Here is a 16,326-nt window from a genome sequence, read left to right on the forward strand (position 1 = left end):
AATAAACAAAGAAGACATTTCCTAAAATTTAGAAAATGTCTTCTTTGTTTATTTAATTATAATATACTTACTAATATTGCTCCTTGTGCTGTATAAGTTCCCATAACTGATCCAACTTCACTTATAACTACATCTTTAAATTTATGATTTTTTTGTATTAATTCTTTTACCTTTAATGCCTTATCTAAACAGTTTGAGTGACCTATTGCAAGCCTTTTTTGCTCACAGTTTGTTGCATTCGTATCAACATATTCTAAAACTTTTTTTAAGGTTCTTACCTCTCCTCTAGCTTTATCTATAGGCTTAACAACACCTTCTGTTATATGAATTATAACTTTAAAGTTTAATGCATTTATAATACCGCCTTTTATTGCACTTATTCTTCCACCTTTTATCGCATTTTCTAAAGTTTCTAAAGCTCCATAAAATACTACTTCTTCCTTACATTTTTCTATTTCTTTGACTATTTCATCTATAGTTTTTCCTTCTTCTATTAATTCAGCCGCTTTTATAACCAATAGCCCTGCTCCTACAGATCCACTTGCAGTGTCTATAACTTCTATTTTTTTATTTCCATTTTCTTTTATAAACATATCCTTTGCAAGTACAGCTGTAGAATAAGTTGCTGATAATTTAGATGTTAAAGTTAAAACTAATACACTTTCTTCCTCGCATTCATATGATTTAATAAATCTATCTGGTGAAGGACAGGATGTTTTAGGCAATTCTTTTTCTTCTCTCATTTTTTTATAGAAAGTTTCATTATCTATATCAACTCCACCAACGAAGCTATCTTCTCCAAATGAAACATTTAATCCAATTAAATCTATATTATATTTGTCTATTATCTCTTTTGGCAAATCACATGAACTATCTGTTACTAGCTTTATTTTATTCATATTAATTATAACCTCTCTTTTATATAATTTCATATCCAACCCTGCCAGTCGGTCAAACGACCGATTATTAATTATTATTTTATACTTCTATATATTAAAAGTCAATAAATACTTTCTATCTAAGTTTTTTCAATATGTTGACGTGTTGACAATATTTTTTTACAAGTTTATAATATTATTGACTTATACCATTTATCCATTAAATGTAGAAAGGTTAAATTTATGAAATCAAATAATAATATGAAACAAACAATTTTGATATCAGCCACTGAGTTAATTACCCAAAACGGAATAAAAAAGACGAGTTTAGCTGATATTGCAAAACATGTTGGAATAAGTAAAGGTACATTATACTATCACTATGCATCTAAAGATGATTTAATATGTGATATTGCTGATGTTCACTTAAAAATAATAACTAAAGCTGTTTTAGACTGTGTTCAAAATGTACAAACTGACCATCCTAAAGATGAAATAATAAAGTCTATACTAGAAAAGATATCTACTATAGAAGGTACTGGTAGAGTGCATATGTATCTTCTTTGTGAAGCAATCACTGGTAATGAACCTTTAAAAGATAGAATTAAATTAAACTATATAAATTGGAGAGCTACTCTAAAAGCGGAAATTGAAAGAACATTAAATAGTACTGATGAATCTGCTGAATCACTTTCTTTCTTATTAGTATCTATAGTTGATGGATTAGTTGTCCAAAGTTTATTAAAAACAGAAAAGATTCCATTTGAAGGAATAGCATCATTTTTAATAAATCACTGGTGTTAAATAAAAAAGAGATGCTTAGCATCTCTTTTTTAATATGCATGTTGATGGTGATGTGAGTGAACTCCACTAAACCCATCTTCATGAACATGATCATGGCCTAATCCATTTACATGTTCATGACTATGCATAAATGAAACTTGTAATTTATTATTTATTGGATTAACTCCTACATAAGCATTTACTCCAAATACTTCTTTTAACATTTCTGAAGTTATTACTTCTTCTACTGTTCCGAACTTTATTATTTTACCTTTATTTATAAGTATTAAATAATCACAATACATAGATGCTATATTCATATCATGAATAGCTGACAATGTAGTTATATTTAAACCTTTAACCAAATCCATAAGTTGTATTTGATATCCTATATCTAAATGATTGGTTGGTTCATCTAATATTAGAAAATCAGTATTTTGAACCAAAGCTCTAGCAATTAACGTTCTTTGTTTTTCTCCCCCTGATAAATTTGAAAAACTTCTATCCCCATAATCATCTAATCCCACTTTTTCTAGCATTTCCTTAACCATTTGTAAATCACTTTTAGAATAGTCTTCAAAAGTAGATTTATATGGATAACGTCCCATTTTTACTATTTGCTCAACAGTAAAATCAAATTGAGAATTGCTCTCTTGTGCCAAAACGGCAATTTCTCTTGCACACTCTTTATCTTTCATCTTAGATAAATCTTTATTATCTAAAAATATTTCCCCACCAGATGGTTTATATAATCTATATATATTTTTAAGTAAAGTTGATTTACCTGAACCATTAGGACCTATAACCCCAACAAATGACCCTTTTTCTATATCAAAAGATATATCTTTTAAGATTTCATTTTTATCTATATTAAATCCTAAATTTTTAATTTGTAATTTAATCATTAGTCTTTTCCTCCAAATGAATAATTTTTCTTAGATATAAGGTATAAGAAGAATGGTCCACCAACTAATGAAGTTATTATACCTATAGGTATCTCTATTGGAGGGAAAAGACCTCTTGCAGCAACATCTGATAATATTAAAAATATTGATCCTACTAAAGATGATAGTATTATCAGTTTTTTATGGTCACTTCCTGCTATTGTTCTACATACATGAGGAACTACAAGACCTATAAATCCTATTGCACCAGTTATAGCAACTAAAGTTGATGTTAATAAAGTTGCTAAAATTATTAAAATTGATTTTACAAACTTTACATTTATACCAAGTATTATTGCACTATCATCTCCTAAAAGTAACACATCTAGTGATTTTGACATTATAAAAGATATTATTACTACTATAACTAATGCTATAAAAGGAATTAATAGTACATCCCATTTAGCGCCTCCTAAACTACCTATAGTCCAAAACAGTGCATTTTTTGCTTGGTTAGAATTTTTTGCTGAATATATAAGTAAATTAGTAAGAGCAGAAAATATTGTTGATATTGCCATACCTGAAAGCACTAATCTTGTTGTAGATGTAGTTTTACCCATTTGTGTTCCTATAGCAAATACTAATACGCCAGATAATATTGAACCAACAAATGCTCCTGCTGTTATGCTACTTATTCCAAGTGTCGATATTCCACCGAGTACTATAACTGCTACTGCACCACAAGATGCTCCTGATGATATACCAAGTATATAAGGCTCTGCTATTGGGTTTTTAGTTACACATTGCATAAGTACTCCACATAAAGCAAGGCCTGCTCCACAAATACCTCCAAGTATTACTCTTGGTAATCTTATTTCCCATATTATATTTTCAAACATTGTATTCCAAGTTGGTTCAAAAATTGCTCCATTTGACAACTTATTAAGTAATACTTTATAAACTACTCCAGGTTCTATATATGTACTACCTATAGCTATAGCACCTATTATTGTTATTACTAAAACTATACTAAGAGCTATAGTCCAAAACAAGAAACCCTTCTTTTTAGAAAGGTTTCTTGTCTTTTGAACACTAATATCCATTATTTATTTTCTCCATAGAAGTATCCGTGCATTTTTTCTATAACTTGAGAATTTCTAACTCCTGGAGATAAGTCAGCTAATCCTACAACGTATATTTTATTATTTTTTATAGCATCTACATTTTTAAGTGCTGGATGTTTCTTTAAGAAATCTATTTTTTCTTGTACTGGAGATCCTGCAAGATAATCAGTAACTACTATAACTTCAGGATTCTCTGCTACTACACTTTCCCAAGTCGCATTTATGTAAGGTTTGTTTTCTTTTCCAAATACATTTTTTCCTCCTGCAAGCTCTATTAGATTATTTGCAAGTCCTCCACCTACTGCCATAGCTTTGTCTTCTCCTGAATCATAAACCATAACCTTAGGTCTATCTTCTTCTTTAATTTTTCCAGCTTTGTCAGTTACATTTTTTATATCGCTTTTCATTTTATCTACAACTTCTTTAGCTTTATCTTCAACGCCAAATATTTTTCCTAGTAACTCAAAGTCTTCATATACTGTTTCAACTTTTGCATCTGGTGAATATGATTTAGCTAAAAACGGTGTTATATCTTTTTTTATAAGTTCATCTGGAGTGCCTGTTGTTTGTTCATTTATTGACATGTCCCATCCACTAACAAAGTCTGCTCCTGTTGCAGTGAATGCTTCTTTTGATATATTGTGTCCTTCACCTACTTTAAGTTCAGGTATCTTTTTATAAGCCTCTTCATATTCAGGAAGTATTGGATTGTCTAAAAGGGCCGTTCCAACCATTCTATCTCCTAAATCTAGCGCAAGTAACATCTCCGTCATAAATTGAGACAATGTAACTGCCTTTTGGCGTGGAGTATTTACTTTAACATTGTAATCTTTAGCTCCATCTGAATATACAAATTCTACAGGTTTAAAATTACTTGACTCTACCTTTGTTTCTGGTGATTTACTTTCAGGTTTACTAGATGAACATCCAACAGCACTTAGAGTTAACCCCGCTATAGCTAATACTACTAAAAATCTTTTTAAACTTTTACTCTTAATCATATTTATCTCTCCCTAAACCTTTATATTTATTTTATTTATTAAAAAAACCATGAAGTTATATATAATTGCACACAAAGTACACCTTATAATTTAAACCTTCATGGTCTTAATTTATTGATTTAATTTAATTTTACTTTCTATTTTTATTCATGAGTATGTTCATGATTATTTAAATGGTCATGTCCATGTTCATGAGTATGTTCGTGGTCATGACTATGAGTACCTGTAAAACCATCTTCATGGTTATGATCATGTCCTACACCATTTGTATGTTCATGGTCATGTCCATGTTCATGAGTATGAACATGAGAATGGTCATGGTTATGACTTCCACAACAATCATCTCCACCATTTCCACAACATCCATTTATATGTGGATTATGATGAAATCTTAAATTATTTATCCCTATCATTATGTGCCCTCCCCTTATGTAAATAGATACTTCAGTACCCCTTTTCTCTTTCATAATACATTTTTTTACATTTTATGTAAACATAAAATAAGGTTTTCAGAAAATTTAATCTTATACATTTTTCTACCTTTATCAACATTTTTATATTTTTAATTTAGTTTCCTATTTTATATTTATTTTAGTTAAAATATGATTTTATTTTTTTGATAATTATAGGTTTAAATACTTCAATTATAAAAAATAGAGATACCTCTATTTTGAGATATCTCTATTTTTTATACTATATAAAGAATGATTGTCCTGGTCCTACTGGAAGTCCTGTTAATGCCCAAATTACAGCAAATGCAGTCCATCCTATTAAGAATGTGATTGCTATTGGCATCATCATACTCATTAAGTTACCAACTCCAAATTCTTTTTTATATTTTTGTCCAAATATTACTATAACCCCAAGATAACTCATTAATGGAGATATAATATTTGTTGATGAATCACCTATTCTATACATTAGCTGTGCACCTGCTGGGCTAAATCCTGCAACCATTAACATTGGCACAAATATTGGTGCAAGTAGTCCCCATTTAGATGTAGCTCCACCCATAAATAAGTTGATAAATGCTGTTAAGAATATAAATGATACCATTAATACTAGGGACATGAACATACTTCCCTCTGGTATCATCGAAACTACTTGAGCACCTAATGATGCAACCCATACTCCTAAGTGAGAATCGTTAAAGTAGTTTATAAATTGTGCAACAAAGAATAATATAACTATTATCGGAGCCATATCAGCCATTGCTTTAACCATTGCCGGCACTATATCAGTACTCTTTTTAAATTTTCCTGATTTAAATCCATATACTAGTCCACTTACAGCGAATATAACAAACATTAACATCATTATCATGTCGCCTTTAAAGAATATAGAATCTAGGAATCCTGTTTTAACAGCAGTTCCAACTAACTTACCATCTTCACCTATACTAGTTAAAGGTACTGTAGTAGATAAATCTCCAACTATAGGTATGACATTATTTTTATCTAATGGTAATGCTGCTAAAACTATTAATCCAACTACTAAAAGCAATATTTTATTAGTAAATTTGTATGCATCTTTTTCTGCTTTAGTTGTTTCATGATCTGGTTCTATATTTGCTTCTTTTTTATTAAATGAACCTAATCTTGGTTCAACAAATCTGTCTATAACAAATGTTCCAAGTATTATTATTACTGCAGTTGAAGCCATCATGAAAAACCAGTTACTTGTAACTGATAGTGCCCCAGCTAAATTAGTAGATGCCATTGCATCTCCTGTTTCAGCTGCTGCTTGAGTAAATGGTAAAAGTAGCGCATCAGTCGAACTTACAAAAAGATTTGCACTAAATCCTCCAGATACCCCTGCAAATCCTGCTGCAAGTCCTGCAAGCGGGTGTCTTCCTAAAGTATAATACATTAATGCTGCAAGTGGTATTAATACAACATATCCTGCATCAGATGCAACATTAGATATAACTCCTAAAAATATAACCACTGGTGTAACAAGTTTCATTGGAGTAGCATGTACTATACTTTTCATTGCTATTGCTAAGTATCCGCTGTTTTCCATTAGTCCTATTGCCAACATTATTATAAGTATCGCACCTATTGCTTTCATATCCATAAAGTTAGCTATAGCTGTTCCTACAACATAAGATAAACCATTAGAATATGTTTCCGCTACTGTAGTCCCTGTAGCTCCAACTTTTAAAACTTCAATTGGATCTTGACCTAATAAGTTATTTATTGGGAAGTCCCCTAACGGTGTTTTAGCTACTACACCTGCTGTCCCAAGTATTGCCGATAGTACTAGTACAAATGCTGCTATGTATATAAACATTAGCACCGGGTGAGGAAGTTTATTTCCAAGACTCTCTATCTTGTCCATAAACCCTTTCTTTTTCTTTTCTTGATTTGCACTTACATCCATGTAAAATTACCTCCTCAATTATATTTTATTAATAATTGCCAAGTTAATTCTAGCACAGCTTGATAACGTTTTCATTATTTTCCTGAATTTTTACAAAAACTTTTTTATATATATTCTGTATACAACATGTATTTAAATTTTTTTATAAAAAATAGACTGATACGTATCAGTCTATTTGATATTTATTATATAAAGAAAGATTGACCTGGTCCTATTGGAAGTCCTGTTAATGACCATATTATAGCAAATATAGTCCATCCGATTAAGAATGCCATTGCTATTGGCATCATCATAGTCATTAAGTTACCAACACCAAAATCTTTTTTGTATTTTTGCCCAAATATTACTATAACTCCAAGGTAGTTCATTAACGGAGATATTATATTTGTTGATGAGTCACCTATTCTATACATTAGCTGTGCACCTGCTGGACTGAATCCTGCAACCATTAGCATTGGTACAAATATCGGTGCAAGTAATCCCCATTTAGATGAAGCTCCACCCATAAATAAGTTAACAAATGCTGTTAAGAATATAAATGCTACCATTAATACTATAGACATAAACTTACTACCTTCTGGAATATTTCCAACTAGGTCAGCTCCTAATGAAGCAACTAATACTCCTAAGTGAGAGTCATTGAAGTAATTTATAAATTGAGCTACGAAGAATAATATAACTATTATCGGAGCCATATCAGCCATAGATTTAACCATTGCTGGTACTATATCTGCACTCTTAGCAAATTTTCCTGATTTAAATCCATAAACTAAACCACTAACTGCGAATATAACAAACATTAACATCATTATCATATCGCCTTTGAAGAATATAGAATTTAAGAATCCTGTTGTAACAGCAGTCTCAACTAACTTACCATCTTCACCTATACTAGCTAAAGGTACTGTAGTAGATAAATCTCCAATTAAAGGTATAGTATTATTTTTATCTATTGGTAAAGCTGCTATTACTATTAAACCTATAACTAAAAGCAATATTTTATTAGTAAATTTATATGCATCTTTTTCTTTTTTAGTTATTTCATGATCTGGTTCAACATTAGCTTCTGCTTTATTATATTTACCTAATCTTGGCTCAACTATCTTATCTATAATAATAGTACCAAGTATTATTATTACAATAGTTGATCCCATCATAAAGAACCAGTTACTTGTAACTGATAATGTCCCTGCTAAATTAGTTTGTGCCATTGCATCTCCTGTTTCAGCTGCTGCTTGAGTAAATGGTAAAAGTAGCGCATCAGTAGAACTTACAAAAAGGTTCGCACTAAATCCTCCTGAAACCCCTGCAAATCCTGCTGCAAGTCCTACAAGTGGATTTCTACCTAATGTATAATACATTAATGCTGCAAGTGGTATTAATACAACATATCCTGCATCTGAAGCTAGGTTAGACATTATACCTAGGAATATAACAACTGGAGTAACAAGCTTCATTGGAGTTGCTTGTACTATACTCTTCATTGCCATTGATAAATATCCACTATTTTCCATTAAACCTATTGCTAACATTATTATAAGTATTGCACCTATTGCTTTCATATCCATGAAGTTATTTATTGCTGTTCCTATAACATAAGATAATCCATTAGAATATGTTTCTGCTACTGCCGTTCCTGTAGCTCCAACTTTTAGAACTTCAATTGGCTTTTGTCCTAATAAGTTATTAATTGGGAAGTCCCCTAATGGTGTGTGAGCTACTACACCCGCCATCCCAAGTACTGCTGATAATACTAACACAAATGCTGCTATGTATATAAACATTAGCACTGGATGAGGCAATTTATTTCCAAGTTTTTCGATCTTGTCCATAAAGCCTTGTTTTTTCTTTTCTTGCTTTACACTTACGTCCATCAATTATTCCTCCCTATAATCTTTTTAAATTAAAACAATTATTACTAGGTTAATTTTATCACATTTCGACATCGTTTTCTTGTTTTTTCTGAAAGTTCTAATTTTTTTACAAAATTCCTTGTATTTGTTTTATTTTATATAGTAGCTTTCTATCCCCACTTTATTTTTTAAAGTCATTTTTATTTTTACTTATTTATTTTTTATCTTCTTCGTTATTTTTTTATTTATATTAAGTATTTTCAATATATTACCATATTTTTTAATTTCCGAAAAATCTAAATATATTATATTTTCATTTTATTGAAATAGTATTTTTAAATCATGCAAATAAATTAATTTATAAAAATTTATTTTTATAAATTAATTTAGTATTTTCTAATAAATTTTTTATAAAATATAGTTTTATTTCTAACAAAATATTATTATTTTTCATAAAAAAGCCCTTATAAATTATTTATAAGGGCTTTTTATTAGTATATTTATTTCTTTATAACTTTTATTCCTGTCATATGGTCATTTAAGTTATGCTTTTCTAAGCTTTCATCTTCAACTCTAGTTACTTTTAATGCTAAAGTTTCAGTTTTTATATATTCTTCAAAGTTTTCAACTGCTTTTGCTATTTCATCATCACAAGAGTACTCTATATCTATATTATCTAATACATCAAAGCTAGATGATTTTCTTATTTGTTGTATCTTCGATATGAACTCTCTAGCATATCCTTCATTTATTAGTTCCTCACTTAAAGTAGTGTCTAATATAACGAATAAGTTGTTTTCCATAGATACATTGAATCCTTCTTTAGCAGCTATGTTTATTAATACATGCTCTTTATTAAATTCAAAGTTTTCTCCGTCTATATCAACAGTTAAAGACTCGCCATTTTCTAACTTTGGTACAACTTCTTGTGCATTTAATTTATTTAATGCACCAGCAAAGAATTTCATCTTAGCACCTAATACTGGTCCTAATACTTTAAAGTTTGGCTTTAAGCTAAAGTTCATGTATTCTCCTAAATCTTTAGCAAATACAACTTCTTTAACGTTAAGTTCTTCTTTTATTAAGTCAACTACATCGCTTATAGTAGTTTCAAACTTACCATCTACTAATACTTTTTGTATTGGTTGACGTACTTTTATTCTAGTAGCTTCTCTTGATGCTCTACCTAGAGTAACTAAGTTTTTAACTAAGTCCATTTTTTCTTCTAACTCATTATCTAATAAATTATTGTTGCACTTTGGATAAGAAACTAAATGAACTGAAGTTTCTCCAGTTAAGTTTCTGTATATCTCTTCTGATATATGAGGGGTAAATGGAGCTATTAATCTGCAAAGCTCTGTTAATATTTCAAAAGTAGTGTTATAAACTGATTTTTTATCTTCTGTTAATTCAGTTGCCCAGAATCTTCTTCTTGAACGTCTTATATACCAGTTAGATAAATCTTCGTTTATAAACTCTTGTATACTTCTTACTGTTTTATTTAATTCAAATATTTCTAAGTTTTCTTCAACTTCTTTCTTTAAGTTGTTAAACTTTGATAATATCCATCTATCAAGTTCTGGTCTGTCTTTGTAATCTACAAAGAACTCAGTTGGATTAACTCCATCCATATTTGCATATAATGTAAAGAAGTTATATACATTTTTTATAGTTCCTAAGAACTTACTTTGAACTTCTTTTAATCCATCTACATCAAATCTTGTTGGAGTCCATGGTGGAGATACGTATAATAAGTACCATCTTAAGGCATCTGCTCCATGTTGGTCAAATAATTCAAAAGGATTTACAGTGTTTCCTCTTGATTTACTCATCTTTTTACCTTCTTTATCAAGAACTAGGTCATTAACTAATACCTTCTTGTATGGAGCTTTCCCCATAACAAATGTAGATATAGCAAGTAATGAGTAGAACCATCCTCTAGTTTGATCTATACCTTCACAGATAAAGTCTGCTGGGAATAATTCTTCAAAGTTTTCTTTATTTTCAAATGGATAATGATGTTGAGCAAATGGCATAGATCCACTATCAAACCAACAGTCGATAACATCGCTTACTCTTGTCATTGGCTTACCACAACATTCACATTTTAAATGTATATCATCAACATATGGTCTGTGAAGTTCTACTGTCTCTGGATTTACATCTTCTATAGCTTTCTCTGCAAGTTCTGCTCTTGATCCTACAGAATCTTTATGTCCACATTCACATCTCCATATATTTAAAGGTGTTCCCCAGTATCTACTTCTTGATACTGCCCAGTCATTTAAGTTTTCTAACCAGTTACCAAATCTTCCCTCACCTACGAAAGATGGGTACCATTCAACAGTTTTGTTATTTTCTATTAATTGGTCTTTTAATTTTGTCATTTCTATATACCAGCTTGGCTTAGCGTAGTATAAAAGTGGAGTTTGACATCTCCAGCAATGTGGATAGTTATGAGCTACCTTTTCTTTACTGTATAATTTATTTTCACCATGTAACCATTTGATTATTTCAACATCTAGCCCTTCTTCCATAACGAATTTACCAACCCAAGGAGTAGATGTATATTTACCTGTTTCATCAACTGGTTGTAATACTGGTAAATTGTATTTTCTACCTAAGTTATAGTCATCTTCACCAAATGCTGGAGCAGTATGAACTATACCTGTACCATCTTCAGTTGTAACATAATCACCACATGTTAGGAAAAATGCTTTTTCATCAGTTTCAACAAAAGGCATTAATTGTTCATATTGTATATACTCTAAATCTTTACCTTTCATTTCATCTAATACTTCATAGTCCTCACCTAATACTTTGTTAGCTAATGCTTTAGCTACATAGTATACTTCATCATTTTGCTTAACTTTTAAGTAGTCAACTTCTGGACCTACAGTTAAAGCAACGTTTGATGGCAATGTCCAAGGAGTAGTTGTCCATGCTAAGAAATATTCATCAGCATCTTTTCTCTTAAACTTAGCTATTACAGTATTATTTTTTACTTCTTTATACCCTTGAGCAACTTCGTGTGAAGCAAGACCTGTTCCACATCTTGGGCAGTAAGGAAGTATTTTATGTCCATCATATATATATCCTTCTTTATTAAACTTATCTAATATCCACCATACTGATTCTATATAGTTGTTATCTAAAGTTATATAAGGATTATCTAAATCTATTTCATATGCCATTCTCTCAGTCATATCTCTCCATTGCTTTTCAAAAGAGAAAACTGATGCTCTACATTTTTCATTAAACTTATCTATACCATAAGCTTCTATTTGTTGCTTATCTGATAAACCTAATTCTTTTTCTACTTGTATTTCAACTGGTAATCCATGAGTATCCCATCCAGCTTTTCTTTTTACTTGATATCCGTTCATAGTTTGGTATCTACATACAGAGTCTTTTAAAGTTCTAGCTATAACATGGTGTATACCTGGATTCCCATTAGCTGTTGGAGGTCCTTCAAAGAATACAAAACTTGGATCATTTGTACCTTTTTCTAAAGTTTTTTCTAGTATGTTTATATCGTTCCAGTACTTCGATACTTCAGCTTCTGCTTGTTTTACAGAGCTGTCTACTAATGGCTTAAACTTTGCCATAATATCACCCTTTCAAAATTTATTTTAATTAACATAATCTACTATATTTTCATAAGTTTGTTAATTTTTTGTATTAAAAAACTCGTCCCCCTAATAAAAGGGACGAGTATTAATCGCGTTACCACCCTAATTCTATATACAAACAATGACTTAGTTCATTCTATAAAACAATATATTTTATAAAATATATAAGTACTTATATATAGCTCTCTAAAGTATAGTATAACGGCACTAACCGGCTCAGCTTAATCGACTATTGTCTTTCAGCCTGCAGCTTAGGAGTGATTTTCAACTTTATAAATTTATTGGCTCTCAGCAATTGCCAACTCTCTGTAAAATTATCTAAAACCTACTGTCTCCATCTTTGCTTTTAAAATTATGTTTAAGTTTATACTATGAAATTTTATAATAAGTTTTTAGAATAGTCAATATTTTTTTGAGAATTCATTAATCTAAAGTTGCAGCTACTTCTTTTCCCTTATCTAAATCTAGATTATACATAGTTTTAGTTTCAAATTCTACAAGTTCCTGATTATCTACATTATAAAATATTTCATCTATACTTCTTATCTCATCTTCTAGTAAAGATTTGAATTTATTTCTAAATACTTTAAATTCTTTTGCTAAATAATCATATTCTTTTCTTATTTCTATAACACGATTATTAGCTTGTTCTACTATTTGTCTTGATTTTAAATCCGCTTCTTCTACTATTATTTTAGCTTTTTTATTTGCTGCACTACAAGTATCTTCAGCTGCAGTTTGAGCTGTTATAAGTGTAGCTTTTAAAGTTTCTTCTATATTTTCATACTTATTTATTTGATCTTGATATAGTCTTACTTTCTCTTTAAGTTCTGAATTTTCTCTATATAATAATTCATAGTCTTCTTTTATTATATCTAAAAATTCATCTACATCTTCTTCTTTATATCCTCTTAAAGCCTTTTTAAACTCTTTATTTTCTATTTCAATTGGAGTTAGCATATATTACCTCCTATATTATTAACTTAGCTTGAATTTTTATTCTGCCTTTTTTTGTTATATCTCCCACTTGAACTATCTTTGCTCTTCCCTTACCTCTAACAGATATCAATGAATCATTAGCAATTTCTTTAGAGGGTGAAGTTATCTTCTCATAATTAACTTGAACTCTTTCACCATTTATGTATTTTGCACTTTCTTGCCTAGATATATTATAAAGTCCACTTACAATACAATCTAATCTTTCTGATGATACAGTAAAAGATACTTCTTTATAATTTAATTTACTTGGTATAATCTCATCTCTTGAAATTTCAGATACTGATACATTATTTCTTGATACTTTATTTAAATTCATAATTATAAAATCGCATATATCGCTACTAACTATTATTTGACAAAAGTTATCGTGTATAATTATATCCCCTACTTTTTCTCTCTTTATGCCTAAATTCATAAGAGCCCCTAAGTAGTCCTTATGAGATATACTGTTAAATTTAAAGTTTCCTTCTATCTGTATAAATCTTAAGCTATTTTCTATATCTTCATATTCCATATAAAATGGGTATATAAATATTGAACTTCTCTCACAGCCTTCATATCCACCATCAACAGTGTACTTTATGTCACTGTTTGAGTTTAATATACATATTGCATTTTTTACTTCATAAGGGTTAAAAAAATCAGTATGTTTAACATCATAGTTTTTCAAAGTAGAATTTACTTTATCTATAACCTTAAACATCTTATTTTTTAAATCAATGTCTTTTATATGATTAGTTAGTTTTAATTTGTCCATCTATGCCACCTTTAGAAAAATAAAGGAACTAACACATTTTTTAATAATGTAAGTACTAGTATTGCTATAAGCGGAGTAAAATCAACTGGTCCATTCATATACTTATAAGTTATATTTCTTATTGGATCTTCTATTGGATCTGTTATACGAGACAACATATCATATAGTTGACTTTGATACCCTCCTGGAAACCAAGTCAATAAACTTCTTACAACTATAACACCTATTAGTATATCAAATAGATATCCTAATGCTATTCCTATTATATTCATTTCAAAACCCCTTTAAGTATTTATTTTATTTATTATTTTGCCAAGGGAAAAGTGTTTTACTTTCTAACTCTTTCTTTAAATTAGCATCTATATCTACATTATTTGGAGCTAATATAAATATAGCTTTTGATACTTTTTGTATAGTACCTTCAAGTACATAAACTGCACCATTCATAAAATCAAATATTGATTTACGAGCTACTGCATCATTTAAGTTTTCTAAATTTACGATAACTGCTCTTTTTTGTTTTAAGTGATCAGCTATAGTCGTTACTTCATCATATTTTTTAGGCTCTACTATTACAACTTTCATATGACTTGATGCATGTAAATTTACAATTTTAGCAGCTTTAGAATTTCCTATAGAGTTAAACTCTTCCATTGTTTCAGTTTCTTCTATAGATTCTTCATATTCTTCTTCATATTCATATTCATCTTCTTCCATAAACCAGTTTTTTATTTTAGATATCATTCCATCTCCCATTATTAACATCCTCCTTAGTATTTATTCCTACCATTAATTATAGTTTCTCTTTCCAAATATCGATGTCCCTACTCTAACCATATTAGAACCTTCTTCTATGGCTACTTGATAATCATTACTCATTCCCATAGATAGGTAATCCATAAAAACATTATGTATATTTAATTTATCTATTTTTAAAGATAAATTTTTAAGACCTCTAAAAACAGTTCTTACTTCATTTTCATCTTTACTAAAAGGTGCCATAGTCATGAGACCTTTTATTCTTATATTTTTATAATTTGCTGATACTTCCTTTATAAATTCTATAACATCTTTCTCTTCTAGTCCATGTTTACTTTCTTCTTTTGATATATTAACCTGTATTAAACAGTCAATAGTTCTATCTATTTTCTCAGCTCGTTTTTGAATTTCTTCACATAAAGCTTGTCTATCTAAAGAGTGTATCATATGCACTTTATCTATTATGTATTTTACCTTATTTGTTTGTAAACTTCCTATTAAATGCCAGTTAACTTTATCTCCTATAACCTCATATTTTCTAGCTAATTCTTGAGGTTTATTTTCACCTACATCAGTTACTCCATTGTTTATAGCTTCTAATACTAAATCTGTATCTACAGTTTTTGTTACTGCTAACAATATAATATCTTCGCTATTTCTATTAGACTTACTTGCACATTCTTTAATGTTTTTTCTTACATAGTTTAAATTTTCTTTAATAGTTCCCATTTTATCGCCTGCTTTATTTTAATATTTTAATATTTTTATTTATATTGTTAGGTTTTAAAATAATTTCATCATATAAACTAACAGTTTTTATATTATTTATATCATTTTTATAATAATCTATGAATATAAAATCATCATTTTCATATTCTATTCCTTTTAATTCTTTAAACTCTATATCTTGCGTCTGTTCATTAACTACATATACGCCTTGTTTGTCATCTACTATTTTTATAGATTCTTTAGGTATTTTCAAACCTTCTATTTGTTTATATATTATATCAAATTCTTCTACTCTTGTATCGTAAATTCCTACATTTTGCTCACTTATTTTAAATATAATCACAAAATTTTCTTCATCTTTATACATTTTTTCAACTTTTGCGTTCATTTTTTCAACTTTTGCGTTCATTTTTTCACTTTTTAAACCTATACATACATCTTGATTTATTTTAAATAGTTTTGATTCTTTCTTATCTACACATACTGCTATATACATATTATTATTATCTACTATTCTAGCTACGGTATCTCCCTCTTTAACTTTC

General features: G+C 29.3%; 15 protein-coding genes and 1 other annotated feature. Of the genes, 1 reads left to right on the forward strand and 14 read right to left on the reverse strand.

Translation table 11 applies throughout. The annotated features are described in order from the left end of the window. Positions 1-56: 56 nt before the first annotated feature. Positions 57-932, reverse strand: a complete 876-nt coding sequence (locus JWF52_RS16820) for a DegV family protein (RefSeq protein WP_353654969.1) — start codon at positions 930-932, stop codon at positions 57-59. A gap of 207 nt (positions 933-1,139) precedes the next feature. Between JWF52_RS16820 and JWF52_RS16825 the strand changes: the two genes are divergently transcribed. Beyond that, on the forward strand, positions 1,140-1,682 hold the full coding sequence (locus tag JWF52_RS16825; RefSeq protein ID WP_286184241.1) for a TetR/AcrR family transcriptional regulator: 543 nt from the start codon (positions 1,140-1,142) through the stop codon (positions 1,680-1,682). 29 nt (positions 1,683-1,711) lie between these two features. Here JWF52_RS16825 and JWF52_RS16830 read toward each other — a convergent pair whose 3' ends face one another. The 13 genes from JWF52_RS16830 to JWF52_RS16890 form a co-directional block, all read right to left on the reverse strand. After that, positions 1,712-2,566, reverse strand: a complete 855-nt coding sequence (locus JWF52_RS16830; protein WP_208334654.1) for an ABC transporter ATP-binding protein — start codon at positions 2,564-2,566, stop codon at positions 1,712-1,714. Beyond that, entirely contained in the window at positions 2,566-3,648 is a 1,083-nt protein-coding gene (locus JWF52_RS16835) for a FecCD family ABC transporter permease (protein ID WP_208334655.1), read from the reverse strand. Before JWF52_RS16835 ends, JWF52_RS16830 begins: the two co-directional genes overlap by 1 nt. Beyond that, positions 3,648-4,670, reverse strand: coding sequence for an ABC transporter substrate-binding protein (locus JWF52_RS16840; protein ID WP_208334656.1), 1,023 nt, complete (start codon positions 4,668-4,670; stop codon positions 3,648-3,650). The genes JWF52_RS16835 and JWF52_RS16840 overlap by 1 nt, the downstream gene beginning before the upstream one ends. A 143-nt stretch (positions 4,671-4,813) precedes the next feature. Beyond that, positions 4,814-5,083: a hypothetical protein gene (locus tag JWF52_RS16845; protein ID WP_208334657.1), complete on the reverse strand. Its 270-nt coding sequence runs from the start codon at positions 5,081-5,083 to the stop codon at positions 4,814-4,816. 280 nt (positions 5,084-5,363) lie between these two features. Continuing rightward, positions 5,364-7,052: an AbgT family transporter gene (locus JWF52_RS16850; protein WP_208334658.1), complete on the reverse strand. Its 1,689-nt coding sequence runs from the start codon at positions 7,050-7,052 to the stop codon at positions 5,364-5,366. Between the two features lie 185 nt (positions 7,053-7,237). Next, positions 7,238-8,926 carry an AbgT family transporter gene (locus tag JWF52_RS16855; RefSeq protein ID WP_208334659.1) on the reverse strand — a complete coding sequence of 563 codons (1,689 nt, stop codon included), beginning with the start codon at positions 8,924-8,926 and terminating at the stop codon, positions 7,238-7,240. 479 nt (positions 8,927-9,405) lie between these two features. Then, positions 9,406-12,513, reverse strand: coding sequence for an isoleucine--tRNA ligase (gene ileS, locus JWF52_RS16860; RefSeq protein ID WP_208334660.1), 3,108 nt, complete (start codon positions 12,511-12,513; stop codon positions 9,406-9,408). 95 nt (positions 12,514-12,608) lie between these two features. Continuing rightward, positions 12,609-12,887: a binding site (T-box leader), on the reverse strand. 73 nt (positions 12,888-12,960) lie between these two features. Further along, on the reverse strand, positions 12,961-13,497 hold the full coding sequence (locus JWF52_RS16865; protein WP_208334661.1) for a DivIVA domain-containing protein: 537 nt from the start codon (positions 13,495-13,497) through the stop codon (positions 12,961-12,963). Between the two features lie 10 nt (positions 13,498-13,507). Continuing rightward, positions 13,508-14,293, reverse strand: a complete 786-nt coding sequence (locus JWF52_RS16870; RefSeq protein ID WP_208334662.1) for a YlmH family RNA-binding protein — start codon at positions 14,291-14,293, stop codon at positions 13,508-13,510. 11 nt (positions 14,294-14,304) lie between these two features. Next, positions 14,305-14,565: a YggT family protein gene (locus JWF52_RS16875; protein WP_208334663.1), complete on the reverse strand. Its 261-nt coding sequence runs from the start codon at positions 14,563-14,565 to the stop codon at positions 14,305-14,307. A gap of 25 nt (positions 14,566-14,590) precedes the next feature. Then, complete coding sequence (locus JWF52_RS16880) at positions 14,591-15,049, reverse strand: cell division protein SepF (protein ID WP_208334664.1); 459 nt, start codon at positions 15,047-15,049, stop codon at positions 14,591-14,593. 33 nt (positions 15,050-15,082) lie between these two features. After that, positions 15,083-15,781, reverse strand: a complete 699-nt coding sequence (locus tag JWF52_RS16885) for a YggS family pyridoxal phosphate-dependent enzyme (protein WP_208334665.1) — start codon at positions 15,779-15,781, stop codon at positions 15,083-15,085. A gap of 13 nt (positions 15,782-15,794) precedes the next feature. Further along, a partial coding sequence (locus JWF52_RS16890) for a biotin/lipoyl attachment domain-containing protein (protein WP_208334666.1) occupies positions 15,795-16,326 on the reverse strand: 532 nt, incomplete at its 5' end.

This window comes from Clostridium sp. CCUG 7971 (genome assembly GCF_017590215.1).
In the GTDB taxonomy this organism is placed as follows: Bacteria; Bacillota; Clostridia; order Peptostreptococcales; family Peptostreptococcaceae; genus Faecalimicrobium.

Excerpts from the sequence above, each read along its gene's own strand:
- JWF52_RS16820 (WP_353654969.1), bottom strand. The coding sequence starts at position 932 with ATGAAATTATATAAAAGAGAGGTTATAATTAATATGAATAAAATAAAG.
- JWF52_RS16825 (WP_286184241.1), top strand. The coding sequence starts at position 1,140 with ATGAAACAAACAATTTTGATATCAGCCACTGAGTTAATTACCCAAAAC.
- JWF52_RS16830 (WP_208334654.1), bottom strand. The coding sequence starts at position 2,566 with ATGATTAAATTACAAATTAAAAATTTAGGATTTAATATAGATAAAAAT.
- JWF52_RS16835 (WP_208334655.1), bottom strand. The coding sequence starts at position 3,648 with ATGGATATTAGTGTTCAAAAGACAAGAAACCTTTCTAAAAAGAAGGGT.
- JWF52_RS16840 (WP_208334656.1), bottom strand. The coding sequence starts at position 4,670 with ATGATTAAGAGTAAAAGTTTAAAAAGATTTTTAGTAGTATTAGCTATA.
- JWF52_RS16845 (WP_208334657.1), bottom strand. The coding sequence starts at position 5,083 with ATGATAGGGATAAATAATTTAAGATTTCATCATAATCCACATATAAAT.
- JWF52_RS16850 (WP_208334658.1), bottom strand. The coding sequence starts at position 7,052 with ATGGATGTAAGTGCAAATCAAGAAAAGAAAAAGAAAGGGTTTATGGAC.
- JWF52_RS16855 (WP_208334659.1), bottom strand. The coding sequence starts at position 8,926 with ATGGACGTAAGTGTAAAGCAAGAAAAGAAAAAACAAGGCTTTATGGAC.
- ileS (WP_208334660.1), bottom strand. The coding sequence starts at position 12,513 with ATGGCAAAGTTTAAGCCATTAGTAGACAGCTCTGTAAAACAAGCAGAA.
- JWF52_RS16865 (WP_208334661.1), bottom strand. The coding sequence starts at position 13,497 with ATGCTAACTCCAATTGAAATAGAAAATAAAGAGTTTAAAAAGGCTTTA.
- JWF52_RS16870 (WP_208334662.1), bottom strand. The coding sequence starts at position 14,293 with ATGGACAAATTAAAACTAACTAATCATATAAAAGACATTGATTTAAAA.
- JWF52_RS16875 (WP_208334663.1), bottom strand. The coding sequence starts at position 14,565 with ATGAATATAATAGGAATAGCATTAGGATATCTATTTGATATACTAATA.
- JWF52_RS16880 (WP_208334664.1), bottom strand. The coding sequence starts at position 15,049 with ATGGGAGATGGAATGATATCTAAAATAAAAAACTGGTTTATGGAAGAA.
- JWF52_RS16885 (WP_208334665.1), bottom strand. The coding sequence starts at position 15,781 with ATGGGAACTATTAAAGAAAATTTAAACTATGTAAGAAAAAACATTAAA.